General features: G+C 47.4%; 25 protein-coding genes. 10 read left to right on the top strand and 15 right to left on the bottom strand.

All coding sequences use genetic code 11. The features are described from left to right. The first annotated feature begins 56 nt into the window (after positions 1-56). Positions 57-1,193, top strand: coding sequence for a glycoside hydrolase family 88 protein (locus F0220_RS02120; RefSeq protein ID WP_105601604.1), 1,137 nt, complete (start codon positions 57-59; stop codon positions 1,191-1,193). A gap of 171 nt (positions 1,194-1,364) precedes the next feature. Here F0220_RS02120 and F0220_RS02125 read toward each other — a convergent pair whose 3' ends face one another. Further along, positions 1,365-1,970 (bottom strand): methyltransferase domain-containing protein, encoded by a 606-nt coding sequence (locus F0220_RS02125; protein ID WP_091019980.1) that lies wholly within the window; start codon positions 1,968-1,970, stop codon positions 1,365-1,367. Between the two features lie 210 nt (positions 1,971-2,180). On the opposite strand from F0220_RS02125, the gene F0220_RS02130 reads away from it, so the two are divergent. Then, complete coding sequence (locus F0220_RS02130; RefSeq protein ID WP_105601602.1) at positions 2,181-4,553, top strand: Ig-like domain-containing protein; 2,373 nt, start codon at positions 2,181-2,183, stop codon at positions 4,551-4,553. Positions 4,554-4,713: 160 nt separating this feature from the next. Here F0220_RS02130 and F0220_RS02135 read toward each other — a convergent pair whose 3' ends face one another. From F0220_RS02135 to F0220_RS02160, 6 genes are all read right to left on the bottom strand, one after another. Further along, entirely contained in the window at positions 4,714-5,259 is a 546-nt protein-coding gene (locus tag F0220_RS02135) for a chromate efflux transporter ChrA (protein ID WP_105601601.1), read from the bottom strand. Between the two features lie 2 nt (positions 5,260-5,261). Further along, positions 5,262-5,849 (bottom strand): chromate efflux transporter ChrB, encoded by a 588-nt coding sequence (locus F0220_RS02140; RefSeq protein ID WP_074093159.1) that lies wholly within the window; start codon positions 5,847-5,849, stop codon positions 5,262-5,264. A 12-nt stretch (positions 5,850-5,861) separates the two neighbouring features. After that, positions 5,862-6,356 carry a chromate efflux transcriptional regulator ChrS gene (locus F0220_RS02145; protein WP_062837151.1) on the bottom strand — a complete coding sequence of 165 codons (495 nt, stop codon included), beginning with the start codon at positions 6,354-6,356 and terminating at the stop codon, positions 5,862-5,864. A gap of 271 nt (positions 6,357-6,627) precedes the next feature. Next, the gene (locus F0220_RS02150; RefSeq protein ID WP_105601599.1) at positions 6,628-7,743 is read right to left on the bottom strand and encodes a PAS domain-containing sensor histidine kinase; all 1,116 of its coding nucleotides are present in this window, start codon (positions 7,741-7,743) and stop codon (positions 6,628-6,630) included. After that, on the bottom strand, positions 7,736-8,386 hold the full coding sequence (locus F0220_RS02155) for a response regulator (RefSeq protein ID WP_017691068.1): 651 nt from the start codon (positions 8,384-8,386) through the stop codon (positions 7,736-7,738). The genes F0220_RS02150 and F0220_RS02155 overlap by 8 nt, the downstream gene beginning before the upstream one ends. Before the next feature lie 109 nt (positions 8,387-8,495). Next, on the bottom strand, positions 8,496-8,927 hold the full coding sequence (locus F0220_RS02160) for a GAF domain-containing protein (protein WP_091019986.1): 432 nt from the start codon (positions 8,925-8,927) through the stop codon (positions 8,496-8,498). A 373-nt stretch (positions 8,928-9,300) separates the two neighbouring features. On the opposite strand from F0220_RS02160, the gene F0220_RS02165 reads away from it, so the two are divergent. Continuing rightward, complete coding sequence (locus tag F0220_RS02165; RefSeq protein WP_223199832.1) at positions 9,301-10,077, top strand: Crp/Fnr family transcriptional regulator; 777 nt, start codon at positions 9,301-9,303, stop codon at positions 10,075-10,077. 160 nt (positions 10,078-10,237) lie between these two features. On the opposite strand, the gene F0220_RS02170 is transcribed toward F0220_RS02165, so the two are convergent. From F0220_RS02170 to F0220_RS02175, 3 genes are all read right to left on the bottom strand, one after another. Then, the gene (locus F0220_RS02170) at positions 10,238-10,795 is read right to left on the bottom strand and encodes a GNAT family N-acetyltransferase (protein WP_105601597.1); all 558 of its coding nucleotides are present in this window, start codon (positions 10,793-10,795) and stop codon (positions 10,238-10,240) included. Positions 10,796-11,106: 311 nt separating this feature from the next. Then, entirely contained in the window at positions 11,107-11,262 is a 156-nt protein-coding gene (locus tag F0220_RS32360; protein ID WP_017691064.1) for a hypothetical protein, read from the bottom strand. Positions 11,263-11,414: 152 nt separating this feature from the next. Then, complete coding sequence (locus F0220_RS02175; protein WP_105601595.1) at positions 11,415-11,708, bottom strand: hypothetical protein; 294 nt, start codon at positions 11,706-11,708, stop codon at positions 11,415-11,417. Positions 11,709-11,932: 224 nt separating this feature from the next. Between F0220_RS02175 and F0220_RS02180 the strand changes: the two genes are divergently transcribed. From F0220_RS02180 to F0220_RS02195, 4 genes are all read left to right on the top strand, one after another. Further along, positions 11,933-13,447: a DUF6359 domain-containing protein gene (locus F0220_RS02180; RefSeq protein ID WP_223199961.1), complete on the top strand. Its 1,515-nt coding sequence runs from the start codon at positions 11,933-11,935 to the stop codon at positions 13,445-13,447. Positions 13,448-13,661: 214 nt separating this feature from the next. Next, positions 13,662-14,291, top strand: coding sequence for a sporulation-specific diadenylate cyclase CdaS (gene cdaS, locus F0220_RS02185; protein ID WP_105601592.1), 630 nt, complete (start codon positions 13,662-13,664; stop codon positions 14,289-14,291). Between the two features lie 287 nt (positions 14,292-14,578). Then, positions 14,579-15,685, top strand: coding sequence for a Glu/Leu/Phe/Val family dehydrogenase (locus F0220_RS02190; RefSeq protein WP_105601591.1), 1,107 nt, complete (start codon positions 14,579-14,581; stop codon positions 15,683-15,685). A 230-nt stretch (positions 15,686-15,915) separates the two neighbouring features. After that, positions 15,916-17,982 (top strand): methyl-accepting chemotaxis protein, encoded by a 2,067-nt coding sequence (locus F0220_RS02195; protein WP_105601645.1) that lies wholly within the window; start codon positions 15,916-15,918, stop codon positions 17,980-17,982. Between the two features lie 99 nt (positions 17,983-18,081). On the opposite strand, the gene F0220_RS02200 is transcribed toward F0220_RS02195, so the two are convergent. The 4 genes from F0220_RS02200 to F0220_RS02215 all read right to left on the bottom strand — a co-directional run bounded on the left by F0220_RS02200 (position 18,082) and on the right by F0220_RS02215 (position 22,273). Continuing rightward, positions 18,082-18,654: a nitroreductase family protein gene (locus tag F0220_RS02200; RefSeq protein WP_223199833.1), complete on the bottom strand. Its 573-nt coding sequence runs from the start codon at positions 18,652-18,654 to the stop codon at positions 18,082-18,084. Between the two features lie 6 nt (positions 18,655-18,660). Beyond that, positions 18,661-19,752, bottom strand: a complete 1,092-nt coding sequence (locus tag F0220_RS02205) for an ABC transporter substrate-binding protein (RefSeq protein WP_091020005.1) — start codon at positions 19,750-19,752, stop codon at positions 18,661-18,663. Between the two features lie 12 nt (positions 19,753-19,764). After that, positions 19,765-21,348, bottom strand: coding sequence for an AraC family transcriptional regulator (locus F0220_RS02210; protein WP_105601588.1), 1,584 nt, complete (start codon positions 21,346-21,348; stop codon positions 19,765-19,767). A 61-nt stretch (positions 21,349-21,409) separates the two neighbouring features. Beyond that, positions 21,410-22,273 (bottom strand): LysR family transcriptional regulator, encoded by an 864-nt coding sequence (locus F0220_RS02215; protein ID WP_105601586.1) that lies wholly within the window; start codon positions 22,271-22,273, stop codon positions 21,410-21,412. Positions 22,274-22,438: 165 nt separating this feature from the next. Here F0220_RS02215 and F0220_RS02220 point away from each other — a divergent pair, with 165 nt between their 5' ends. Continuing rightward, positions 22,439-23,491 carry an oxidoreductase gene (locus F0220_RS02220; protein ID WP_223199834.1) on the top strand — a complete coding sequence of 351 codons (1,053 nt, stop codon included), beginning with the start codon at positions 22,439-22,441 and terminating at the stop codon, positions 23,489-23,491. A 117-nt stretch (positions 23,492-23,608) separates the two neighbouring features. Continuing rightward, positions 23,609-23,977, top strand: a complete 369-nt coding sequence (locus F0220_RS02225) for a VOC family protein (RefSeq protein ID WP_105601583.1) — start codon at positions 23,609-23,611, stop codon at positions 23,975-23,977. A gap of 143 nt (positions 23,978-24,120) precedes the next feature. Here F0220_RS02225 and F0220_RS02230 read toward each other — a convergent pair whose 3' ends face one another. Beyond that, positions 24,121-25,329, bottom strand: a complete 1,209-nt coding sequence (locus tag F0220_RS02230; RefSeq protein WP_105601581.1) for an MFS transporter — start codon at positions 25,327-25,329, stop codon at positions 24,121-24,123. A 297-nt stretch (positions 25,330-25,626) separates the two neighbouring features. On the opposite strand from F0220_RS02230, the gene F0220_RS02235 reads away from it, so the two are divergent. Continuing rightward, entirely contained in the window at positions 25,627-26,205 is a 579-nt protein-coding gene (locus F0220_RS02235) for a TetR/AcrR family transcriptional regulator (protein ID WP_105601580.1), read from the top strand. Positions 26,206-26,299: the final 94 nt, after the last annotated feature.

Below are 26,299 nucleotides of genomic sequence, written 5' to 3' on the forward strand. Positions count from 1 at the left end.
TCGAACTGGAGCATCACGCAAAGATGTCCGGTATTGAATCGGGGAGGGATATGTTTATGAACACATCAACGTCGGTAAAATGGCTCGAGGAAGCGTGGCAACAGGGAGCTGCCAAAACGATTCGGAATGTAAAGCGGATCAAGGATACATTTCCGCACATTGCTCCGCAAGGGACGTATGACCAGAATGATCCGGAATGGTGGACAGCAGGTTTCTGGCCTGGCCTGTTATGGTTGGTCTATGGGGATGCACCGGAAAGTGAAGCGGTCGCTCCGCTGCATCGCATTGCCGAAAGTTGTGAGCGGCAACTGGAGGGGTGTCTGCGTGATCCTGAATCGGTGGATCACGATCTGGGGTTCATCTGGCTGCTTAGTGGCGTAGCCAACTACCGCCAGACGGGCAGCATGGATGGACGGCGACGTGGCATGCTTGCCGCCAATCTGCTCGCTGCCCGGTTCCACGTGCGCGGTGAGTTCATCCGCGCCTGGAACTTCAGCTCGTCAGCAATGGATACGCGCGGCGTAGCCATCATTGACAGCATGATGAACCTTCCGCTGCTCTACTGGGCATCCGAGCAGAGCGGCGACCCTCGCTTCCGCTGGCTGGCGGAAGCTCATGCGGACACCGTGGCGCGCGAATTCATCCGCGCTGACGGGTCCATCTGCCACGTGGTGGAGTTCGATCCACACACGGGGCAGAAGCTGCGAGAGCATGGCGGACAGGGCCATGCTCCAGGTTCCGCCTGGGCGCGGGGCACCGCCTGGGCGTTGCACGGGTTTGCGCTGTCTTTCCGGTATACGGGCGAAGCCCGATATCTGGAGACAGCGGAGCGTGCGGCCGATTTCTTCCTCGCCATGCTTGGCGAAGAGATCGTGCCGGTGTGGGATTTCCGCGCACCTGCGGAGCATCAGGTGGCGTGGGACTCGTCCGCTGCGGCGATTGCCGCGAGCGGGTTGCTTGAGCTGGCGAAGCTGTCGTCACGCGGGGAGACCTATGCCGCCGCGGGAGAACGTATCGTCCGCGGCTTGCATGAGCACTATAGCTCCGGCGACTCGGCAACGGAAGAAGGTTTGATCATGCAGGGGACGGTACATTACCCGGAAGGACGAGGGTTGAATGTGCCGATTATATACGGCGATTATTTCTATATGGAAGCGCTGGCGAAGCTGCGTGGACATGCGGGGTTATTTTAAAGAGGAAATAAGAACGATACAAACGATCATCAGCTGTCCGCCTGAGGCTGTATCCAATAGGAGGAACGATATTCCTTCTATTGGAGGCGGCGTATACTTAAGCTTGATCTAGGAATAGACCAATCATATCAGCGGACAGGCTTATGATAACTTTATGAAAAGAATCACTTTTCACTTCGAAGGCGTACGTCTCAGGATGACAAAGTCGGCAGAAGATTGATCTGGATAGCGCTGCGGAATAATCTCATGAACTTTGAAATCAGGGTAGTCGAAGAGATATTCGAACAGATTACGGTCCTGGATTGTATCAATCCCCGGGTTGCCGTTTTCTTTCAAACGGGTGTAAAGCACCACCCATGCTGTTGAGGAGTGCAGAATATCATAAAGGGTATTACGAAAATCCGTTTCATCCGTGATGTGATATAACACATCCAGACAGACCGTCAGATCGGCTTGCAGGAAACCTCGGTTAATCCATAGTCCTGGTGTATACAGCATGAAACTCTTGGAAGAATCCTTGGCAAATTGGGAAGCACAACGCTTTACTGAAGAAGCCGCTACATCCACGCCCAGGTAGTCCTCATAATTCATGTATTGCAACTGGTTGCCATCCCCACATCCAAACTCAATGACACGATGAATCCCTTCACGTTGAATCAGTCCATTCACGACCTCGGCCTTGAATTCAGCCAAAACCCCGTATGAACCCCTCCCGGAAGTTTCACCCGAACGATATGTTTCCTCCCAATACCCGATGTAATCAAAAGGCTGACGCATTATGTTTCCTCCAATCCTGTTAAAAGAAGTTCAAGACAGTCAATATACATAGGTATGCGCAATATTCGCAGGTATGATCGGTTGAAACAGGAATAGAAGATAAATTAATTTCCATAGAATCCCTGAAAATTTCCTGAAAGTCTAAACATCTGGAAAGGACTTGCCGACATAAAACATAAGGAAAAAAATGATGATAATCGGGGGGAAATGATGTTAAAGCCAAGATTGACCAAGTACATGGTGATGATGCTGGTGTTGATGCTGAGTATTTCCAACGTAGGCTTGGCCGCTGCGGCAGACAAAGAACTGTCCAAAATTGTGGTTTCCAAGAATGAGATGTCGCTCGAAGTTGGTGATTCTGGGTCTGTTACGGTGACAGGGGTATATTCAGATAATACCTCGGCTAATGTAACGATTAGTACAACCTGGAGTAGCGAAGACACTTCGATAGCAACTGTATATAATGGTGCAATCACGGCCAAAAAGGAAGGTAAAGCGACGATTACCGCAGCTTACCAGGGTCAGAGTCAGACCGTTCAAGTGAAAGTGACAAAGAAGGTCAAAGCCCTTTCGAAAAACGTGCAAAGTCTGGATTTGCGCACGGGAGATACAAAAGAAATTATTTTGACAGCAACCTATAGTGACAATGAAACAAATAATGCAGCAGCAAGTACGGCAGAATGGTCTACCAGTGATGAGAAGGTTGCTACCGTTGTGAATGGTAAAGTAACTGGACAAAGCGCGGGTACGGCAGTTATTACTGCGAAAGTTGGCAGCCAGAGCGTGACTGTGGATGTTAACGTTGAAGTGGTTAAACGTGTAGATGTAGATAAACAACAGGTTAACCTGTTGTTGAACAAAAGTGAAAGTGTGAAAGTGACAGCTACGTATCCAGATGGCACAACCAAAGATGTAACCGATCTGGCGGAATGGACGTCCAGCAATGAGAAGGTCGCAGACGTTCTTAAAGGTGAAATTACAGGATACTCGGCAGGTTCTGCCAAGATCACAGCCAAATACGGTACAAAATCCGTATCCGTTGACGTGGATGTGGATCTGACCAGCAAGCTGAGTGTGGAGAAACAAAGTATTTTCTTCCGTTTGAGCGAGACAACCAAAACGGCTAATGTCGTTGTAACGGCTTCGTATCCAAACAGCAGCGATGTGAATGTAACGGATCAGGCAACATGGACATCCAGCAACGAGAAGGTTGCAACGGTGTTCAAGGGACAGATCACAGCGATTAGTGCAGGTTCAACAACGATCAAAGCAACCTATAGTGGAAAAACTGTAGAAATTGCTGTAGATGTAGATACGGCAAGATATCTGGATATCAAAGATGTAAATGACAAACTCGCCATGAGTGTTACAGGTGATAACAAGTCCAAGACATTGGTAGCCAATGCCGAATATATTGATGCCAGTACAGAAAATGTAACTTCCAAAGCAACATGGACTTCAAGCAATCCAGATGTTGTATATGTATCAAACGGTGATCTGATTGCATACAAATCCGGTACGGCTACGATCACTGTAGCTTATGGCGGTAAAACAGCTAAGTTCACAGTGAATGTAGACGTAGCAGACAAGTATGAGATGGACAAGAAAAAAGCATCGGTAGCCGTTGGTGGAACGACTTCTGCCAAAGTACTGGCGTTGTATGGTGAAACATCCAAAGATGTATCTGAAGATGCAACTTGGAGCAGCAGCAGCGACAAAATCGCTGAGGTAGATAGCAAAGGGGTTATCACAGGTGTTGCTACAGGTAAAGTAACCATTACCGCGAAGATTGAAGGCAAAACACTGACTCTGCCTGTTGAAGTAGGTATGGCTAGTGGACTGGAAGCAGATGTGAACTTCGTTGTTCTGTCTGCCAAAGAAACTCAGACGATCCTTCTAACAGGTACGGATGAGGACGGCAACACGTTGGATGTTACATCCGAAGCAACCTGGAAATCCAGCAATGCACGTGTAGCGGATGTGAAAAAAGGCGTGATCACAGGTAACAGCAGTGGTAAAGCCAACATCACAGCAGAATATGGTTCCAAAAAAGTGACGATCCAAGTTGAAGTGGATGTCATCTCACGTATTGAAGCTTCCGAGCCGGTCCTTTCCCTGAAATCAGGCGATACAGCTGATCTGACGGTAACTGCCTTCTTGAGCGACGGTAGCGAGCGTGATGTTACGGACAAAGCTGAATGGAAAACGAACAGCTACAAAGTAGCTCAAGTGACCAAAGGTAAAGTCAAAGCTACAGGTTCAGGTAAAGCCAAAATCACAGCCAAATACGGTAGCAAGTCTGTAACGATTGCTCTAGATGTGGATACACTGAAATATTTGCAGACGGATAAAGTGACGTTGACCATGAAACCTGGTGAAAAGGTAACTGTGGCGGCTACTGCAACGTATGCTGATGGCAGTGAAGCTAATGTATCCAAACCGGCTCTCTGGAAATCTTCCCGTATTGCAACAGCATCGGTGAAAGATGGAATCATTCAGGCGAACGGCAAAGGTAAAGCAACAATTACGGTGACATTTGCAGGTGTGAAAACCAAAGTAACGGTAGTGGTTGAAGCGAAGTAATTGCTTTTCTTAATGTGAGCGTGAAACGCGCAAATAAAAAACGGTGATGCCAGTTAATAGCTGGTATCACCGTTTTTTGGTCTATAAACTAGAGCATGTCTTCAAGCGCTGACGAATCTGAAACGTCATATTCAGGGATCGTTCCCTGTAGGTTCTATAACTACATCGTGTGAGACAGTACCAGCGCACCATAGGCAAAAGCGATCACGATCAGAATGGCTGGGTGCAGCTTGGTCTTGGTCATGACCCAGAGCGAGATGCCTGCAATGATTAACGTCTGCCAGAGGCCGATGGAATCAGTGGATAGCTGCCCGAATTCCCATGTAAGCAGAATCATGAGTACAGCGATAACAGGCTGCACGAGTAGGGTCATGCCTTTGACTTTCGGTGAAGTACGATGTTTGTTCAACAGACGAAGTAATATAATTAGTGCGGTTGCGGAAGGGACGATTGTGGCAAAACTTGCGATAAATGCCCCGAACCAGCCTGCCACGTGATACCCGACAAATGCAGCAATTTTGGTTGCAATCGGCCCGGGAAGGGCGTTACCAATCGCCAATACATCCCCGAATTGCTCTGTGGTCATCCATTGGTAATGGTTCACAATCTCTTCCTGCATGAGCGGAATCGAAGCCGGACCACCCCCATATCCCAAGATGTTTGCTACGAAAAATCCCCAAAATAATTCCCACCAGGTCTGGAGCATCCTTAGGACACCCCCTTATCGGACTTGCCTTTGGACTTGAAGCGCTGGACTAGCTCCAGATGGAAGACACCATATCCAAGGAAAACCGCGATCACAATTCCCGGATGGATATCCAGCAGCTGCAATAGTACAAAGGCAATTACGCCGAATAGGGCGGCAAAAACTTTACCGAGTCCCTTCCAGGCTTTCATGGCAAATTCATAAGCCATCATGCCCAGCATGACAAAAATGACGGGCCTTACGGCCGCTACCATGCCTGCTACCACTTTCGACTCGCGTAGCGCGTACATGGAACCGAGCAGAGCAATGATGGCAATACTTGTCGGTAAAATGTGGGCGAGCACAGACACAATGGCGCCCAGCACACCTTTGGTTTTATAACCGAGATATGCGGCCATCTTGGTCGCGATGGGACCCGGCAGGGCGTTGGCGATAGCCAAAATCTCGCCGAACTCCTCATCACTGACCCATTTGTAACGCGTAACGGCTTCGTAACGGATTAACGGAATAACCGAGGGGCCGCCGCCATATCCGAGAATTCCGGTCCGTACCATTCCGATGACGAGACCGTTGTAATCTTTCCAACCCATGCTGATTTCCTCCTAGAGTCTCATGCCCATCCGGCTTTTATAACGTTTCAACAATAGCTGTGATTCCACTTTGACGATACCCGGCATCTTATAGAGCTTCTCCAGCAAGAACTGCTCCATCTCTTCCATATCCGCAAAAATACCGTGCATGTGCAGGGTACTCGGGCCTGTCATATGATAAAGGCTGGTGACGGCTGGCTCTTCATCCAGTTTCTCAGCGACTTCATCCAGGAAGGGCGGTTCGACATCGACATTGAAAAAGGCCGAGACCTGAAGCCCAACCTTGCCAGGGTTGATTACAACGGTGAAGCGTTCGATGATTCCTTTTTCGGATAACGCATTAATGCGTGCCTGAACGGCTACACGCGACAACCCGATCTGTGTGCCCAGATCCGTATAGGATATCCGGCTGTTTTTGTGAAGTGCGGCGATAATTTTACGATCCATCTCGTCCAGATTGTACATTTGCGGAATTTCTCCTCCTTTGGAGGAGCGTTTCTCTGACATGTTGACCATCCTTTTCTTTCGCTATATGCAATGAAAAATGAAATTTTACTGAACATACAATGTGTATGTGGCATTCATAGTTTAATGACGAATCGTAACTGGAGTCAATCTAATTATCATGAATATTGAATTTATCTGATTTTTAGCCTTCATTTTGTCATTTCGACCAATCGGAAAATAAAAAGACCACTCGCACAGTCCAATAGCGAGCAGCCGTTAATTAATAGATAAGCTGGAGTGAAGCGCAGATTGTGATACGAAGCATGTCCGCTTATGCTTGGGCTGTCTTGGGCAATAAAAGGGTAACGGTGGTCCCTTCGCCAGGCTCGGAAGACACTCTTAACGTTCCTCCTGCACCACGGGCACGCTCTTCCATACTGAACAATCCAACGCCATTCCCAGCAGTTGCTTCGCTGAATCCGGCACCCTGGTCTTCAATAATAACCATCGTCATGTTCTCAGCGTCTTCTATAGTAACACGTGCCTCGGCAACATCGGCATACTTCGCGACATTGGTTAAGGCTTCCTGAATAATCCGGTAGATGGCTATCTCCCGGTTCATCTCCAGTCGCTTACGCAAATTACATTCCAGATCAACTTCAATTCCATAATGACGGGTGTAATTCTCAATATACGTACGAATCGCCGGAACAACACCCAGGTCATCCAGAACGGATGGTCTCAGTTCCCATGCCATACCGCGTACATCTTCCATAATACCCGTGACCTGCTTACGAAGGGCTTCAACTCCGGGGTGAGGCTGGTCTGCCAGCAGTCGGTCCATCTGAATCACCAGAGAGAATAGACTCTGTCCAATCCCGTCATGCAGTTCACGCGAGATCCGGCGACGTTCCTCTTCCTGAATGTTCATCACTTGGGACATCATCTTTTGCAATTCGGCTTCGACGGATTTTAACTTGGTGACTTCACTACGTACAGCCAGGTATTGATATGGCTCGCCGTCGTTATCAAGGAAAGGCACGATGGTGGTGTTGACCCAATAATGACTGCCATCTCTGGCACGATTGAGAATTTCCCCGTTCCATACCTTACCTGAGGATATCGTGTCCCACAGGTTTTTCATAAAGGTTTTGCCATGGTATCCGGAATTAATGATTCGATGATCCTTACCGATCAGTTCCTCGCGCTCATACTGCGAGATTTCACAGAATTTATCATTCACATACTGGATTTTACCCTTGCGGTCTGTCAGAGCTACAATGGAGGATTCATCCAAGGCAAATTTCAGGTCACTCAGTTGATGCAGGGAACCCTTCAACCTGCTGCGAAATTCATTATCCGTAATGTGATTATCGATTTCGTTCAGCAGAAGGCGTACGGGCTGGTCTGCGAGTCCACTTAGTCTGTTCTTGCGTGCACTACTCAAAGTTCAGCAACCCCTTTTTCATGGCGAATTTCACCAGTTCCGGTCGTGTACGCAGGCCAAGTTTCTCCATCAGATTGCTTTTGTGGGATTCGACCGTTTTGACACTGATGATCAGATGTTCGGCAATTTCCTTGTTGGCGTATCCTTTGGCAATCCAGGACAAAATCTCTTTCTCCCGCTCGGATAACGTGTCATACGGTCCGGCGTTTTCCTGTTTGGCTTTGTCCAGGTATTCACTCATCAGCCGCTTGGTCGCACTTGGGTACAGATAGGCGCTACCCTCTGCTACGGAACGAATTGCGGCAAGCAATTCTTCATGCGGCGCACTTTTGAGGATATATCCGGATGCACCTGCGTGGATGGCTCGGAACAGATATTCTTCATCGTCATGCATGGTCAGTATCAAAATGGAGACATCCGGCATCAATTTCTTCAATTCAGCGGTAGCGGTCAGACCGTCTTTGCCTGGTGGCATGCTGAAATCCATCAAGACTACGTCTGGTTTCAACTCTTGAGCCTTGGCAATGGCTTCATCGCCATCTGCGGCATCTCCAACGATATGTATATCATTCTTTCCTTCAAGTAAGGCGATCAGCCCGGAACGCACGACAACATGGTCGTCTACAACTAATAGTTGAATCACATGATTTCCCCCTGTCCGCTTCCTTAGTTCTTTCTATATCATAACAAAAAAAGAAGCCATTCAGAGCTTTAATCTCCGAATAGCTTCTCTCACGCTCTAGTTCATACTTTTATCCAAATACCTTCGGCTGAAGATGTAGAGCAACTTGCTCCGTCTGCCGGATCATGTCCGGTGAGAAGGTGCAGGGCAGTCTGCTGCCAACGAGCAGCACGGCGCCAGGCACACTTCCTTCCTGGAACACAGGTACCGCTATGGCACTTACCAGCCGCTCAGCAAGCATTAACGGGCAACGACCAGGCGTATGCTCCCCGGTGGATTGGGCATCAGATCGAGCTGTGCGTCCAGTCCGAAGGGCTGTGCCCACCAGATCTTGTCCGGGGCGCATTTCCATGCGTCTCACCCGTTCATTACTAGCCCCAGAGGTAACCTTCCAGCGTAGCATCGTCCCGTTCAGACAGGCAAGTCCACAGAAGTCGCTGGATGTGTTCAGGCGCAGGCCGTCGATCATCTCCTGAATGCCAGATGGCAGTTCATCATGCATGAGAGGACACTTCCTTTTTCAGATTATAACGTACGTAACGGTGTAATCATTATCTTTAACCTTTTAGGATCATCTTAAAGTAAGGGTATTTCGATGTTAATTCTATTGTAGACCCTTTCTTATACATTGTAATTCAGGGAAAACCCCTATTTCCGCTCCGTAATCTACTGAACTTGGGCAGTGGAGGACTCCTGAATCAGGTGCACCAAGGGATTGAAGAAATGCGATGGATGAGGCATATCGGTGAAATGTGACTTTTCTCACAGCAAATTCAGGGAGTTTCTTGTCAATGATCAGGTAATCCCCCGATAACCCTGAGGCTACTTTCGCGATATGATGTATACATAAGGAATCACCGAGGGGGACGAAGGTTATGGGTACAGTATTTGTGGAAAGAACAACCCAGAGAACAGAGCAGAAACAAACGGAGGCGGGCAAAATGACACGAGAAACAGGCGGAATCCTTTCGTTCGTTACACCTGAGCAATGGGACCTGATTGAAGCAAGAATGCAACCCAAACGGGTGAAGTCGGGGTATAGTCTCTTTCTCGAAGGCGATGAAGCCGGATATCTGTACTACATTCGTTCGGGACGAGTAAAAATGACCAAGTCGACGGAGGATGGCAAAGAAATTATTTTATCCATTCAGCAAAGCGGCGATCTCATCGGTGAATTCGGCGGTATCGGTGGATTGAATCATAGCTATAGTGCAGAGATGGCGGAAAAAGGGGAACTGGCTATTATCTCGCTTGGCGATCTGGAAAATATACTCAGTAAACATGGCGACCTTGCCTTGAAATTCTTGCAATGGATGGCATTGTCGCAGCGGATCACCCAGTCGAGATTCCGTGATCTGCTGCTCTATGGCAAGGCGGGTGCACTGGCTTCGACACTGATTCGTGCCAGCAATTCGTATGGCAGGGTTACACCGGATGGTATTGTGCTGGACATGAAGCTGAACCATACCGATCTTGCCGAGATGATTGGAGCGACCCGGGAGAGTGTAACGCGGATGCTGGGGACATGGAAGGAACAAGGTACGCTGGATATGATGGACGGCAAACTGATGATTCGTGACCTGGCAGCCCTGCGCTGTATGTGTGGATGTCCGACATTCCCAAGCTGCCCGGTAGAGCTGTGCCGGTTGTAAGGTAGATCGTTCCGGTGTTCCGAGTTGAGGGAAGCACAACGGTTGCATTCCCAAGGAACAAATTCGATTTGGATTCCAAATGAGGCTTCAAGGCTTCACCTCCATTGGCGATTGGGGTCGTTACGGAGTAAAAAGAAAAGCTGACTCCCATATATGGGAGTCAGCTTTTTGTGTTTCTTTGAAATTGTTCATGTGCATATTCACTGGAGAGAATCGAATAGATGACAGAGTCATGAAAGGAACCTTTGTAGAACCAGTGCTCTCGCAACAGCCCCTCACGCTGCATACCGATTTTCTTCATGACGTTCTCCGAAGCAGTGTTATGCGGACGACATTTGGCATAAATCCGGTGGATGCCGAGTTCGTTGAAACCGAAGCCTAGTAGAGCACTGGATGCTTCGGCGGCATACCCTTTTCCTTGATAGGCGGGATTGAGGACGTAACCGATCTCTGCATTGGTTTTCTCCATCACGTGAATACCTACTCCGCCGAGGAGAGTTCCATCACTTTTCAAACATATCGCCAGCTCATAACCTTCTCGTGGTTGTGTTTGCTGCATGTCCAACACAAACTGCACGTACTCTCGCGTATCTTCTTCCGTATTCGGCCCCCATGCGGTATGTTGTGTGACTTCCGGCATGGAAGTATAGGCATGAATCCTCTCCCAATCGGTCTCCCGAATATCCCGGATGATCAGTCTCTCCGTCTCCAGTTGCATCGTTGTTCACTCCTATATCAATTGACTAATATTACACTTGCCACTCCGATGACAGAACAACCTTCCGATCGCTGTTACCCCCAGATTTTTTTGATTCCCTTTTTCAAAGGGGAAAATCCGGGGATAAAGGTGAGGTGTATGCTTCCGAAGCAGCTTTCTTTCAGAAAGCTTTTAGCTCCGCTTCTTCAGGTTATTTCTGTCCTCTCCGTTTCTCGTGTAAATGTTTAGATCAATTATATTGTAAAACAAAAATAGCCCAATAACCGATTCATGTAAAGAATGGGTTATGAGCTATGTAAGTATAAGGCATGCTATTGTGGTTGTTTACATTGAACTGCGGGATAAGTATAAGCCAGCTTGCGGATAATTTCCTTTTGCCATCTCGTATCACCCAGGTTGGTTGCCAGGTTCAGAAGATCCAAATAATCGTCAAGCTGCAGATCAGCCTTTTGCAGAGTTGTATTCATTCGATGTTCGTTCCCCTTTATCTATAAAATCGTAAAATCATATGCAGTAGAAAGTTACATGGAGACAAGTTCAAGAATGATAATCATTATCACGTTGTATATTCATTATGCAATGAACGCTGGCAAAATGCAATATCAAGTCCGTAACGAAGTTAACTTTTTTCTGAAAATAGGCTCCTCCACATCACATAGGGAATGTACACACCGAGATATGCAGACGGATACAGGAACCAGCCATTCATTAGGAATTGATGAATTTCGGTGGTGAACGTGGTCATATGAGCATTCGTTGCATACACATCACCAGCGATGACGGTTGCCGCACTATAGAAGCAGAGCAATGCAAGGATGTGGAATAGCCGCGTAACCATTCGGGAACGAAGAGCAACATAAGCCATAATTAGCGGAACAATCAACAAGAGCACCAAAAATACCAATTTCATCATCGTTTTACTCCTTCGGAAAATGGGATTCTAATGATAATCAGTATGGGCAATTGGATGCCATCTCAAAACTTTTTCAACAATTTTACAAAACGAAAGAGGAATTCATCATATGAACAATTAAAATAAAGGAGGATAACCCATTATCAGGTAATTTGGAGGAGGAGAAAGGGAATATGAAGAAGGCGTTATGGCAGCATTGGATCGGGGCATTCCTGGTCTTTATCATGATGGCAACCGCACTGCTGGGGCCGGGTTCGCAAAGTCCGGTACAAGCTGCAGCACCACTTACGGTATCTCAGGCCATCGCTGCCCAGAGCGGTGGAGGAACAGCGACGGTTGAAGGAATCATTGTTGGACATGCTACCGGGTCACTTACCGCGAAGTTTACATCTCCGTATGCCAATGATTTTAATGTTCTGGTTGCGGACTCAGCGTCAGAGCGAACCAATGCCAGATTACTGGATGTGCAGATTCCCGCTTCTTTCCGTTCGCAATATGGACTGGCTACCAATCCCGGTCTTGTAGGCAAGAAGATCATCGTAACCGGAACTCTCGGTGCCTACAACAGCTACGCAGGAGTCAAAAACCCAACGTCCATTACATTTTCCTCCGGAACAACGAACCCTGATCCAGAACCGAACCCAGGTACAACATTACCGGATGGTACCGGTAAAAAAGTATTGTTCGATAATACCCATGCCCAGACAGCAGGTGCTGCCGACTGGATTATTGACGGGGCATTTTCGGATTTTGCCAATGGTTTGCGAAACGCAGGCTTTGCCGTGGATCAGCTGGAACGCAGCATCCCGTATACATTCGGTGAGCAAGCCATCACCTACAATAAATTGAAAGATTACCACGTCTTTGTCATTGGTGAAGCCAACGTGCCGTTCAAAGCGACAGAGCAGGCTGCGCTGGTGCAGTATGTGCAGAACGGAGGGAGCATTTTCTTCATCTCCGACCACTATAATGCAGACCGCAACAAAAACCGCTGGGATTCTTCCGAAGTATTCAACGGTTATCGCCGCGGTGCCTTCCTGAATCCAGCCAAAGGCATGTCTTCGGCTGAAGCCGAATCACCAGCGATGCAGAGTGTGACGAGTTCAGACTGGCTCGCGACGAACTTTGGTGTCCGTTTCCGTTACAATGCTCTTGGAGATGTAAATGCATCGGATATCGTTGCACCTGCACAATCCTTCGGCATTACGGCTGGTGTTAATTCTGTAGCCATGCATGCGGGATCGACTGTTGCGATTATAGACCCTAACAAGGCCAAAGGTTTGGTGTATGTACCAAGTGGTGTGTCCAAGTGGGGCAATGCCGTGGATCAGGGCGTATATAATGGTGGTGGACGAGCTGAAGGAGCCTATGCCGCCATTGCAAAGGTTGGTGCGGGCAAAGCCGCGTTTATCGGCGACTCTTCACCTGTGGAAGACGCGACTCCGAAATATTTGCGTGAAGAGACCGGTGCTACCAAGAAGACCTACGATGGATTCAAAGAAGTGGATGATGCAACGTTCCTTGTAAATACTGTGATATGGCTCGCGGTCAAAGAGAGTTACACTAGTCTGGCACAAGTGCCAGGACTGACATTGGACACGGCAACAAGCCTGCTTCCGATCGAAGCTCCGGCTGCGTCTACCGAGCCGCAACTTGAGCCATGGGCTGCACCTGCGGCAGGGTACAAATGGTATGACCCGACCACATTTAAGGCAGGTTCATACGGAAAAGCACAATAAGTGAAATAGATATCATATCATCATGCCGAATAGGGCCTGACCGTGGAAGTTTGTTCGCGGACAGGTTTTTTTTTGCTTATTATACAAAGTTGCAGTCATGACCATGATTAGCTCATACCGCACTGTCATGGTATATATACTTGCTCCTGAGGGGAAGGTATGGGTATTCAGGATGTGTGCGAGGCATTAAAAGAATTAAAGGAGGAGGCGACGTATGATGAATCGGCAAGCAGACTGTGACAGTTCCACGATGAGACACAAGCTCAAAGCGGATCTCCATCGTGTAGCAGAACGTATGAATCTGACGTTATCCCGGTTTGACAATGACAGTGCCTGTCTGCTGGGGCAATTTGCAGAGATTCGAGCGGAGATCAAGCAGATCGAGGTGCTCGCCTCTTCGTTTTATCTGGATTGTTATCTGTCGCCCTTTACCGAGAAGTTTGCCGAATTAACATCGAGCGTACAGCATCTATCTGACCGGAGATATGGGGCACTAATTGTGATTGAACGGGAGATTCCGTTGGAGTCGATCATCCACTCAGGGGTGGCAGTGGATGCCAGAGTTACCCATGCGCTGCTTGAATCGCTGTTCATTCCCGGTGCACCATTGCATGACGGGGCCGTGTTGATTCGTGGCAATCAGATTGTATCCGCTGGTAATGTGTTGCCGTTGTCGCAAGCGGAAGTGCATGAACGAAAAATAGGCACTCGTCATCGGGCTGCATTGGGACTCAGTGAATTGACGGATGCGGTTGTACTGGTTGTCTCTGAGGAGACAGGACAGGCTTCATTTGCTGTGGATGGCGATTTGCATCCAATTAATGTGGTTGAGACGCTCCCTTAAATATGAACGATCAAGTGGCCTACTTGGGGCGATTAAGTTGATGCTGTTGAGGGAAGTGTACCTTTCTCCTGTAAGGGAGAGAGGCTTTTCTATTGATAGACGATAAAATTATAATCTGAAATTCGACCGCTTTGCTCTCGCCATATGAGAAACATCGATCGATGCTTCTCTGACATTGCGATGTGATTTTGCACAAACTGGGTATTCATGGGTACAATAGAGGATGGTCAATGAATAGAGAACAATGCGATTGGATCGCAAAAATGGTTGGAGGAGACGGTTAGCACATGAGTTGGTTTGAAGCAATGGAGCATCACGATTATGAGGAACTGGTTCTGTGCCAGGATCGAAATTCAGGGTTAAAAGCAATTATCGCCATACACGACACAACACTCGGCCCTGCGCTGGGAGGCACGCGGATGTGGACTTACGCTTCAGAAGAAGCCGCCATTGAAGATGCCCTGCGCCTTGCCCGTGGTATGACATATAAAAATGCGGTATCCGGACTGAATCTGGGCGGCGGCAAAACCGTTATTATCGGAGATCCAAGGCGCGACAAAAACGAAGCAATGTTTCGGGCGTTTGGACGATATATTCAAGGGTTGAACGGACGTTATATCACAGCCGAAGATGTGGGAACAACGGAAGAGGACATGAACCTGATCTATCAGGAAACGGACTATGTGACAGGCATCTCGGCGAGTTATGGTTCATCCGGTAATCCATCACCTGCAACGGCTTGGGGTGTATATCGTGGGATCAAGGCAGCAGCCAAAGAAGCATTTGGTACCGATCTGCTGGAGGGTAAAACGATAGCGGTCCAAGGTGTCGGCAATGTGGCGATGCATCTGTGCAAATATCTGTATGAGGAAGGTGCACATCTGATCGTTACGGATATCCATAAGGACGCGGTGAAACAGGCTGTGGATCGGTTCGGCGCAACAGCTGTTGATCCCGCAGACATCACGAGTGTGGATTGCGATATCTATGCACCATGTGCACTGGGCGGAACGATTAATGACGATACGCTCAAAACGCTCAAGGCGAAGGTTGTAGCGGGCTGTGCCAATAATCAGCTGCTGGAGACCCGTCATGGGGATCAGTTATATGATATGGGCATCGTATATGCGCCTGACTATGTTATCAATGCAGGTGGCGTAATTAACATTGCGGATGAGCTGAATGGTTACAACGCGGATCGGGCGTGGAGCAAGATCGGAGAGATCTATTCCACTCTGGAGAAAATATTCGAAAGCTCACGTACCGAGGGCATCGCTACCTATGTTGCCGCAGATCGTCTGGCTGAGCGACGAATCGAACAGATGAAGAATACGCGCAGTACATTCTTGCAGAATGGCCACCACGCGTTGAGTTCCCGGAGATTGCGCAAGTAAACGGTATTGAATCATAAAAAAAAACTTAAAACGGTCTGTTAGATAACGGCAACATCCATTCCAAGATGGATAGTCGATCTGACAGGCCATTTTTATGTTGCTATCAGAATTTTAAAAAAAAGAAAAACAGTGGCAATATCTCCCTAATTGATCAATTTTACTATGGATTTTTCCGATAATGTATGTACATCGTTCAGATGCAGATGGTTCAGGGAAGTGGGGAGAAGGAAATGGGGAAAAGAAAAGGTATAGGGTATAAGCTCAAAAATATGTCGCTTAAAATCAAGCTGCCTTTCATGATCAGTGTATTGGTTGTGTTGGTTCTGCTTGGTGCAACAACCACAAGTTATATGATTTCATCTGATGTTGTGGTCAAGAAAAGCAAGGATGAGATTAATGTGATGGCTGACCGCCTTGGGGAAGGGCTTTGGACAGCGATGCAGCTTCAACAGCAGATGAGTCATGCGATATCCGTACATAGTACTTTTAAAGAACTCTTGAAGTTACGTGATACCAATGAAATGACAGATGAGACCTTTTTCACAGATGAGAATCCATATTTCAACAGAGCGAATACGATTCTCACCGACAGTATAACTGACACGGGAGGCACCAAGCCGGATCTGTTTGTGTTTGACAAGGAAGGAACCATGGTTGCGGGAACCATGCCGGAAGTCATTGGGCAGTCACGGGGAGATCGGGAATATTTTAAGGAGTCCATACAGGGGAAATCCTTCATCAGTGACGCGGTCGTCTCTAAGACTGGCAAGAAGCTCATTATTGTATTCTCGGAGCCCATCACCGATGAACAGGGGAATATACTGGGTGTGTTCGCCATGTCGGTGGACAGCAGCTTTTTCCTGGGGCAACTGGGAGACATTAAAATTAATGGCCAAGGCAGAGTTGAAGTGCTGAGTCGGAGTGGCATCATCATGTTCGACTCACTGGACCCTACGGTTGTGGGACAAACACTTGCAGAAGACAAGGAAGCCATGGAACTTATGGAGGCCAGAGCCACCGATAAAATGAAAATCACTTCGATGGATCGAGATGATATCTACTACCGTGTTAATCAGATTCCTGACGCAGATCTCTCCGTGGTCATTATTGACGATTATGATGATATCAAACGTCCATTAGAGGATATGCAACGCCAGATGGTTATCGTGACATTGATCGGAATTGCTCTGGCTATTGGCGTAGGATTATTGATCTCTCGTAGTATTACGAGACCTATCGTTCGTCTGATCGGGCTGTTCCAACAGCTTGCTCAAGGGAATCTGACCGTCAAGGCCAATGGTAGATATAACAGTGAATTCAAGGATCTGGCGGAAAGCTTCAATGGCATGGTGGAGCAGAACAGAAACCTGATCACCGATATGAATAGTTCGATCCATGTTCTTCAAGCCAGCACCCAGGAGCTGGAGGAAACGTCCAGGCAGACGGCAAGGTCCATTGATGAGACATCAGCGACGTCCATGGGGATTGCGAAGGCGATGGAGGCTCAATCGGAAGATACCGAACAGATTGCAGGCAAGTTCAACAGCTTTGGCGATAAAGTGGCTGCCATGAACAGCAGTGCGCAGGATGTGAAGGCAAGAGCGGATGAGATCGAATCTGTATTCCACAACGGGAATGAAGTCGTCAATGAATTGATGCGTATCAATGAGGTGAACGAGCGCGAAGTGGAGAAGATCTCGGAGATTACCGTCAAACTTCAAACGAGTTCGGGCAGTATTAGTCAGATCACGGAAGCCATCAGCCAGATTGCGAAGCAGACCAATCTGCTTGCATTGAATGCTTCAATTGAAGCATCACGGGCTGGGGAGCATGGCCGAGGATTTGCAGTTGTAGCTGAGGAGATCCGCAACCTGGCAGAGCAGAGTTCCCGCCAGTCCAAGGAAATCTCCAGCATTATTGAGCAGAATCTGGCCGATGTCGCCGAGAACAACCAAAGTGTTGCCGAAATTCACACCATCTCGTCCAGACAGGATGAGCTTGTCTTGCAGACTCGTCAGGCATTCGATGTGATTTTGGAGAAGGTAACGGTCATTAATCAACAGATCGCTACGATGGCAGGACAGATGCAGGAGATGTTACAGAACAAGGATGATGTACTGGAGTCAGCCCATAGTTTGTCAGCTTCAGGAGAACAGGTATCCGCTTCGGTTGAAGAGGTAACAGCAACCATGATGGAGCAATCTTCAACAGTACAGCAGTTGGCCAACATGGTTGATACGATCGATCAATTGACGCAAAAACTGGCTGAATCGGCTGCGCGATTCAAGGTGGAGTAAGCATTATGTGATATAGAGAGAAAGAAGGCAAAGGCACTCTTTATGAGTGTCTTTTGCCTTCTTTTTTTATAGTCTAAATTCAATGTATTCCAAATCCATTTAGTGATCAATGAGATGCAACAGTTGAGGAAGAGGTGTGCGAGGCTTGGGCATAGGCTGATCTTCAGCGTTAAAATACCCCATGTGAAGTGTACCTACTATTTTTTCCTCAGATGTCACACCAATGGCTTCACAGAATAGCGGACTTTCGTTAAAAGGGCTTGTCTTCCATACGACGCCGATGTGTTGTTCCCAGGCGAGCAACTGTATGTTCTGGATCAGTGCCGAGGTTGCAGCAAAAGCCTCTTCCCACGCTTTAGAGGGCAGCTTGGCTGTCATAACCACAACCAGATGCACAGGTGTCTGTGCACAATAGGCAGCTCTGATTTGTTGTCCGTACTTTGCTACAAATTCAGGATTGCGTGTACTCAATACAGCGCTTGCGAATGTTTCTCTGCCCTCATTCATAAACAGAATGAAACGCCAAGGTTCCTTTTTGGAATGAAAAGGTGCCCATATCGCGTCCTCCAGAATCTCATGAATCGTTTCCAAGGGAATGGGTAGGCCATTAAATTCCTGAATCGTACGTCGTTCGATCACGGTCTGCCTAAGACTTGTTTTAGGTTTCATCATGTCCCTCTATAACTCGAAGGAAGCAGCGATCTCATCAATAATTTTGCTCAGACCGATGGGACCGTATCCTGCAAACCACAGGTTGGCATCACCGATATAAACATGATCGTTCTGGACTGCATTCAGATTGGACCAGATGGAAGTATCCATGATGTTATTAAGCACAACCTTGTTTTCTTCTCCTGGACGAAGAATAATAAACAGTCGATCCGGGTTCAGTTCAGGCAGAATTTCCTCGGAAATTGCCACATTCCATGATCCCTCGAAATCTACACTGTCTACTGAAGCAGGGATTAATCCCAGAGCACCAAACAGAGTGAAGTTATCATCAGGTTTAATCAACTGGAGCTGTTTATCCTGTACACGCATGTAGGCCACCGTTTCGTCTTTGGCTTTTACGGCAAGCTCATCATGGGTTGTGGCAACTTTGGCATCATAGGCGTCTTTGACCGCTTGGGCTTCTTTTTCTTTGCCAAGAACGGTTGCTGTTTCCATGAATCGCTCCCAGTCTCCTTTTTCTTCATTATCAAAAAGGATCGTTGGGGCAATCTTGGAGAGTTGCTCATAGTTTGCTTCATTTAACGTTTTGGAGGCCAGAATGAGATCCGGCTCAGCCTGGAGCAATGCTTCAAAATTGGGAGACTCGCCGGAACCTACGGCAGTGGTATCTTTCATCTGATCTGCCAGGTATTCAGGGAATCCGAGATCGTTATACGTTACCATGGCTGTCGGTTCAATGCCGAGAGCGAGTAATTGGTCAGCAAAGACGTAGAGCATACCCGCAATTTTTTGTGGTTCAGCAGGAATTTCGATATCCCCTTTGATCGTAGAAATGGTGCGTGTATTCTCACTTCCCTGTTCAGCGGTTGATGGCTTTGCCCCATTAGATTCGGGTGAAGCGGAGTTCCCGCTGTTCTGGGAAGTCCCACAGCCTGCAAGTATGCTGCATAGAACAAGAACGGTTATAAGGAATCGTCCTGATTTGAAAAAGGTAGAGAAGCGTTGGTTATTAGGTAAAGACACGTTGTACACACCCTTTAATTGATTTTGATTATCATTATCAAAATAATTATAGGTCCATTCCAAATCGTAATCCATGGATATTCCTGTTTAATGCATGGACGTTTGGCTCAGGAACAATTGACTAACCCGATTCAGAAACAGATTATGAGCCAAGGAAGTATAACAGGAGTAGGGGGAGGAATCGCCCAATTCATAGACTTGATTCATACGGACCGCCTCCCATTGCTGCCAGATTGAATTTTGCATAAGCGACGCTACAGTGTGCGTACGCTCTTCTGCGTGACCACTTGTAAACAGAATGAAGTGTTCAATATCCGACTGAACCAGCTGTTCCAGTGACATTAAACGGGAATGGGATACGTGGCGTAGGGCTTGAGGTACGGATAACTGCAAATCATCATAGAGAACCGTCCCCAGATTACGGTTGCCGTAGACCCGGAACTGTCCATCTTCGTATTGCGCCACAGCCACAGGGCGGTCATCCATGGCACGTTGTATTCCGGATATTTTTTGTTTGACCGATAGATCATAACGTTCCAGCCATTCTTCACCAGCTGTTATTTTGCCAACGGATTGTGCAATGGAGTACAACTGTTTACGCCAATTTTCTGCAAAAGATATGGTGCAAGTGGAGGCGATATGCCGAAATAATTCGGCTTTTTTGGGCTCTTCATAATCGGTTCCTTCATACCCAATGATCAGTTCCGGGTGTGCGTTCATTAATAGTTCCAGATCAGGCTGATCTTTGCCCACTTGAATCACATTTTTGAATTCATATGATGTCCTATGGACCGGGTTAATCAGTGCCGCATAAGGCTCAATACCAAGGGCAAGCAGATGCCCCGTATAGGGATGGGCAAGTGAAGCGATACGTGTTACGGAGCGATGCTTTTTAATATAAACCATGGGAGACAATCCAGTGGTTGCTTTAAATTTTCGGCTAAAATAGAATTCATCTTCATACCCGACCTGGCGGGCTGTTTGTTTGATCGTGTTGTCCGAAGTCAATAGCAGATCACCGGCTTCCCGGATGCGTACGGCGTTCAAATATTCAATGGGGCCTTGTCCAATCATTTTTTTGAACAATCTGGAATAACGGTTGACACTCAGTCCAGCCAATTCAGCCAGTTTTTCGCGTGTGAAGTTATCCTGATAATGTGTATTGATATATTTTTGGCTCTGCTTTACCGCTTCAATTGCTGTATCTTCCTGGAATTTCTGCTTCTTCTGCTTCAATAGGACAAGACACAGTTCCTGAAAGAGGATCTGACGTGCCATTCCAGCCCATGGATCTTCCTTCTGCCCACCTTCATGGATTTGAATGGCGAGCACGGGAGCTGAGGGAACAACAGCGGGAATGAATTCAAGATGTGGATCAATAACTCGCTGCATCTTGCCATCCAGTTCTTCGTTGTAGACATTGTAGGTTAAGGTGACACATTCAAAGTCATGCTGTACCTCGGTAGTTGCGTTACAGGTGTGAGAAGGAGGGACGGAAAGGACTTGAGGAGCGCATAGGGAGATGATTTTGTCTTCGACTTTGACGGTTAAGCTCCCTTTGATCACAACAAGCAGCATATGATGTGGACGGGATGGAAAGGACACTTGTTCAGCATTGTTGTCGACACGCCGGGCATCAATGAGCCTATATAAAAGATTCGTGAGTTTCATCTGATCTTCTCCTGACTGCTGTGAATGTACATACTATACTGCTGCTTATAAAAGTTATATATCAAAATGTAATGCACTTCTGATTGAGCAGCTTCATGAATTGATCCAGCGCACTGCTGACATACCGATCCTCACCGCGGACAAAGGTTGTTGTGGTATGAGTATAACGATCTGCGAGATCAAATACGGAGAAATCATCCGGTTTCTTGTGAATAACGCTGCACGGCATAATGGTAAAAGCAATGCCAGATTCCACACAGCTGAGCAGGTTTTCCATCGTACTCACTTCAATGATATTGCGTGCGGACAACCCTTCTTCTTGCAGGAATTCTTCAGTCATTTCACGATATGGGCAGCCCTCGGGGAAAACAACCCAGGATACTTGGCACAGGCTTGCGGGTGGTATATCCATCCGCTTGGAGATGATATGAACCGTGTCTTGCATCTCATATTCCACCTTCAGCCCCTCCTTCACACAAGCCCCACTGATAAAAGCACCGTCAATCTCATAGTCCTGTATTTTCTTGCGCAGTACTTTGGGTGAAGTGGCGTTAACGAGTGAGATGGACACCTCCGGGTAGGTTATTTGATATTCATTCAGAATCTCCATAAAGCGGCTGGATGCCGCAGTTTCCACAATGCCGATTTTTAGCGTGCCAGAAGGTTCACCTGGATCGGTCATATCCTGCTTCAGATCGTGCAAAAGGTTGTGAATCTGTGTGGCGTACTGGACGAACTGTTCTCCTTTGGAGGTCAGTGCAACACCTTTGGGAAATCGGTTGAACAACTGGATTTGATATTCCTGTTCCAGTTTTTTGATGCGTGTAGTGACATTGGACTGGGCGTAATTCAATTCTTTGGCGGCCTGTGAGATTTTGCCTGAACGTGCCACCGCAAGAATAATATCGATATCAGAAAGTTCCATGCTGTATCCTCCTGAACGTGGATTAACTTACATTGCTTCCGCAGATGTTCATGTTAGGTATCTCTCTGAGAGATACAACTATATATTACAATCATTTTACGATATATCAGAGCCGCCGTACAATATCCCTAATGACGAAGAGAGTAGGGATATGACATGGATAAAATGAATACACGTTCAACACTATTAAGCCCGGTGACGATTCATCAGTGGCAATTAAGGAACCGCATGGTGATGGCACCGTTGACCCGGGGATTTGCTGATGACCATAAGGGGACCGTGACGGATGAGATGGTGGCATATTATGAGCAGCGTGCGCGGGATGGTGTGGGACTGATTATTACCGAGGGCATTAACCCCAATCTGGCAGGCAAAGGCACTTATGGTATCCCCGGCTTATATACAGATGAACAGACGACTTCTTGGAAAAGAGTAACGGATGCTGTTCACAGACATGGTGGCACCATTATTGCTCAATTGTGGCATGTCGGCAGATTGTCCCATTCTGATCTGATCGGAGCTGTTCCATTGGCACCTTCCAGCCTTGCGGCAGAGGGAAGAGTGCATAAGCTGCATAAGCCGTATCAGATTCCCCAAGCGATGAGTTCACAGGATATAGCGGATACGATTCAGCATTTTCAGAGGGCAGCCCGCAATGCGGTTCTGGCAGGTTTTGACGGAATAGAGCTTCATGCTGCGCATGGGTATCTGATCGACCAGTTTATCAATGAGAAGACCAACCACAGAACAGACGAATATGGAGGCGACACTGCGGGCAGATTACGGTTCCTTCGAGATATTATTTTGGCGGTAAAAAAAGAGATCAGTGTGGATCGCATATCGGTTCGATTCTCCGAGAAAAAGGATGATGATGCATCCTATGCATGGGTAGACAAAGCTGGAATGATCGATGCATATCTGAAGTTGTTCCGCGAGACGGGAATTACAATCTTGCATCCCTCAACAGATCATTATGCGAAAGCGTGGGCAGGGGAGCAGTCCTTTCACGAGCGGATTCGAAGTCAGTGGGAAGGAATCATCATTGGTGTGGGGAATTTGGATGTTCAGACCGCAGAGCACGCGATTGGTAAGGGAAGCATAGATTTGGCTGCGTTCGGCAGACCGTTTATCTCGAACCCTGATCTGGTGCAGAAATTGAATGCTGGTGAGCCATTGGTGGAGTATGATGCAGCTAAGCATCTGCCCGTGTTGGTGTAAAAGGGGAAAACCGAGTCAAAGAAAAATTAAATAAAAGACTGAACGCTACTGACATACTGTTGGCAAGAGCGTCCTTGTATGATCAAGATATACAAATACTAAGGAGGACATTACATTATGTCAGTAATTGGACCCGATTTCATTTCACTTCAAGTGAGCAATCTTGAAAGCTCTGCCGAATTCTATCAAAACTATCTCGGACTGGTACGCTCACAGGCGGGACCACCTCATGCGGTGGTTTTTGATACCAAGCCTATTACATTTGCTCTTCGTGACCTACTGCCAGGAACCGAACTCGGTTCAGGTACTCAGCCAGGACTTGGTATCGCCCTGTGGCTTCATGCCCCGGATACACAAGAGATTCATGACAAACTTGTTGAAGCAGGCGTAAAGATTACATCTGTACCCATAGATGGACCATTCGGGCGAACCTTTACATTTGCCGACCCAGATGGGTACCAAGTTACCCTTCACAGTAAAGCCTAATATGCAGATGTACCCATCTTAATCATAGTGATACCTTGCTCTGTCAGAGGGAGCCAAGTGTTGATTACAACATCAAGGGCAGTACTGATCCTTAGGATCAGTCTGCCCTTATTTGGTCGTTCGGATTATAAGATCAATTCATTCTATTCATGGCTGACGATTACAGCTTTCTTTTCCGTAAAGTAATACACCAAAGCGAGCAGCGGCATGATCAGGCCAATCAGCGTTGTGAGACTCCAGCCTCCGTTAGCATAAGACCAGCTTCCAAGAGATGAACCGATCGCACCGCCGACAAAAAAGATCGACATGAATATGCCATTCACACGTCCTCTCGCTTCACTTCCTAACGAATAGATGATGCGTTGACCCAGCACCAGATTTCCCGAGACAGCCATATCCAGTGTGATCGCCACGATCACAAGCAGGATCAATGCAAACGTGGAGTGGCTCTGGAACACATAAGCAAGACCAAATGAAGCAGCAGCGATCACCATGGCAGCACCTGTCAGAATGCGCGTTAGTCCGCGATCCGCCAGTCTCCCGGCGATGGGAGCAGCAATAGCACCTCCGACACCAGCCAGTGCAAACCAGGCAATGCCTTGCTGTGACATGCCGAAATCGTTAGCGAGCCTGAGTGGAACCGTCGTCCAGAATAAGCTGAAAGCACCAAACAGACTGGCTTGATAAAACGCCCGACGGCGTAACAGAGGCATCGTTCTGAACAGTGTGCCCAATGACACGATTAATTGACCGTATTTCAAGTTTGGTTCAGGCTGGCGAGCAGGAAGAGCACGTGATAGGAGCAGCATTAGAAGTGTTATAACAATGGCGGAGAATACAAAGACCGTCTGCCATCCGAAGAAGCTGGTGATAAAGCTTGCGACAGGACGAGCGAGCATAATGCCCAGCAGCAGACCGCTCATGACATTGCCGACAACCCGCCCGCGTTGTTCCTCGGAAGTAAGATATGTCGCATAGGGTACCAGAATCTGAGCGACAACAGAACCTATGCCGATGAATAGAGAGGCAGTCAGAAATACAACAGCAGTGGGCGAGAAAGCCGCAGCAATCAGGGCAACAACCAGTACGATGAGGAAAAGAACGACCAGGCGTCGGTTCTCAATAATGTCACTGAGCGGCACGATGAATAACAAACCAATAACATAACCAATCTGAGTCAACGTTACGATCAATCCGGCAGTGGCAGAAGAAAGGCCCGTGGTCATACTAATCGGTCCGATAACGGTCTGAGCATAATACAGGTTTGCCACGATCAATCCACAAGCGGATGCCAACAAAAAAATAATCCAGGCAGGTACAGGTGCCTTCTTCACTTGTTGTCTCATATCCATCTTAATCATCCTCCACAGATTTCATATTCGTATTGAAAATTCGATATTCCAGATAAACGGGTGCTGTTTAAAATGTTAATTACTAAACGTTGTGTTCACTAATTACAAACATATAATAAACTAAACGTTTAGTATTGTAAATAGGCTAAACATATTTTAATGAAAATTTAAATGAGGATGTAAAAATGAGCGAAGAGTGAATTGTGTGTACGCAATGCATTTTAGTATAATGAACGTATCGTTTTTATGAATATTACTGATGATAAAATATATTTTATACATCCAGGAGGGCTCAAGATGACTGCCAAAAGAGGACGTCCACGTAACATGGAAACCCAGAATGCCATTCTTACCGCATCGTATGAGTTGTTGTTGGAACACGGGTTCGGGGCAGTTACGATCGAGAAGATTGCTGAGCGCGCACAGGTGAGCAAAGCCACGATCTACAAATGGTGGCCGAACAAAGGCGCCGTCATCATGGACGGATATATGTCTGCTGCAACGGCAAGATTACCAGTACCGGATACAGGCTCGGTATTGGAGGATATACGCATACATGCGAGTAATCTGGTTCGATTTTTGACCAGTCGGGAAGGAAAAGTGATTACACAGATTATCGGAGAAGGGCAGTCGGATGAAGGGCTTGCCGAAGAATACCGTACAAGATACATCCAACCACGTCGACGTGAGGCTCGGGGAATTCTGGAGAAGGGTGTGGAGCGCGGCGAATTGAAGGCAGGGGTGGACATTGGACTGTACATTGATCTGATCTATGGGCCGGTGTTCTATCGTATGTTAGTGACGGGGGAAGCGATGGATGAAGCGTTTGTAGATGTGATGCTCCGTTCATTGTTTGAAGGCATTCAGTCCGAGTAGATATCAAGTAGGCATAGGGATAGCGGCAATATAACCGGTACGAAGAGGAAGAGGGCGATTCTTAGGAATCACCCTGGAAGGGATCACATATGGC

The organism is Paenibacillus sp. 37 (assembly GCF_008386395.1).
In the GTDB taxonomy this organism is placed as follows: Bacteria; Bacillota; Bacilli; order Paenibacillales; family Paenibacillaceae; genus Paenibacillus; species Paenibacillus amylolyticus_B.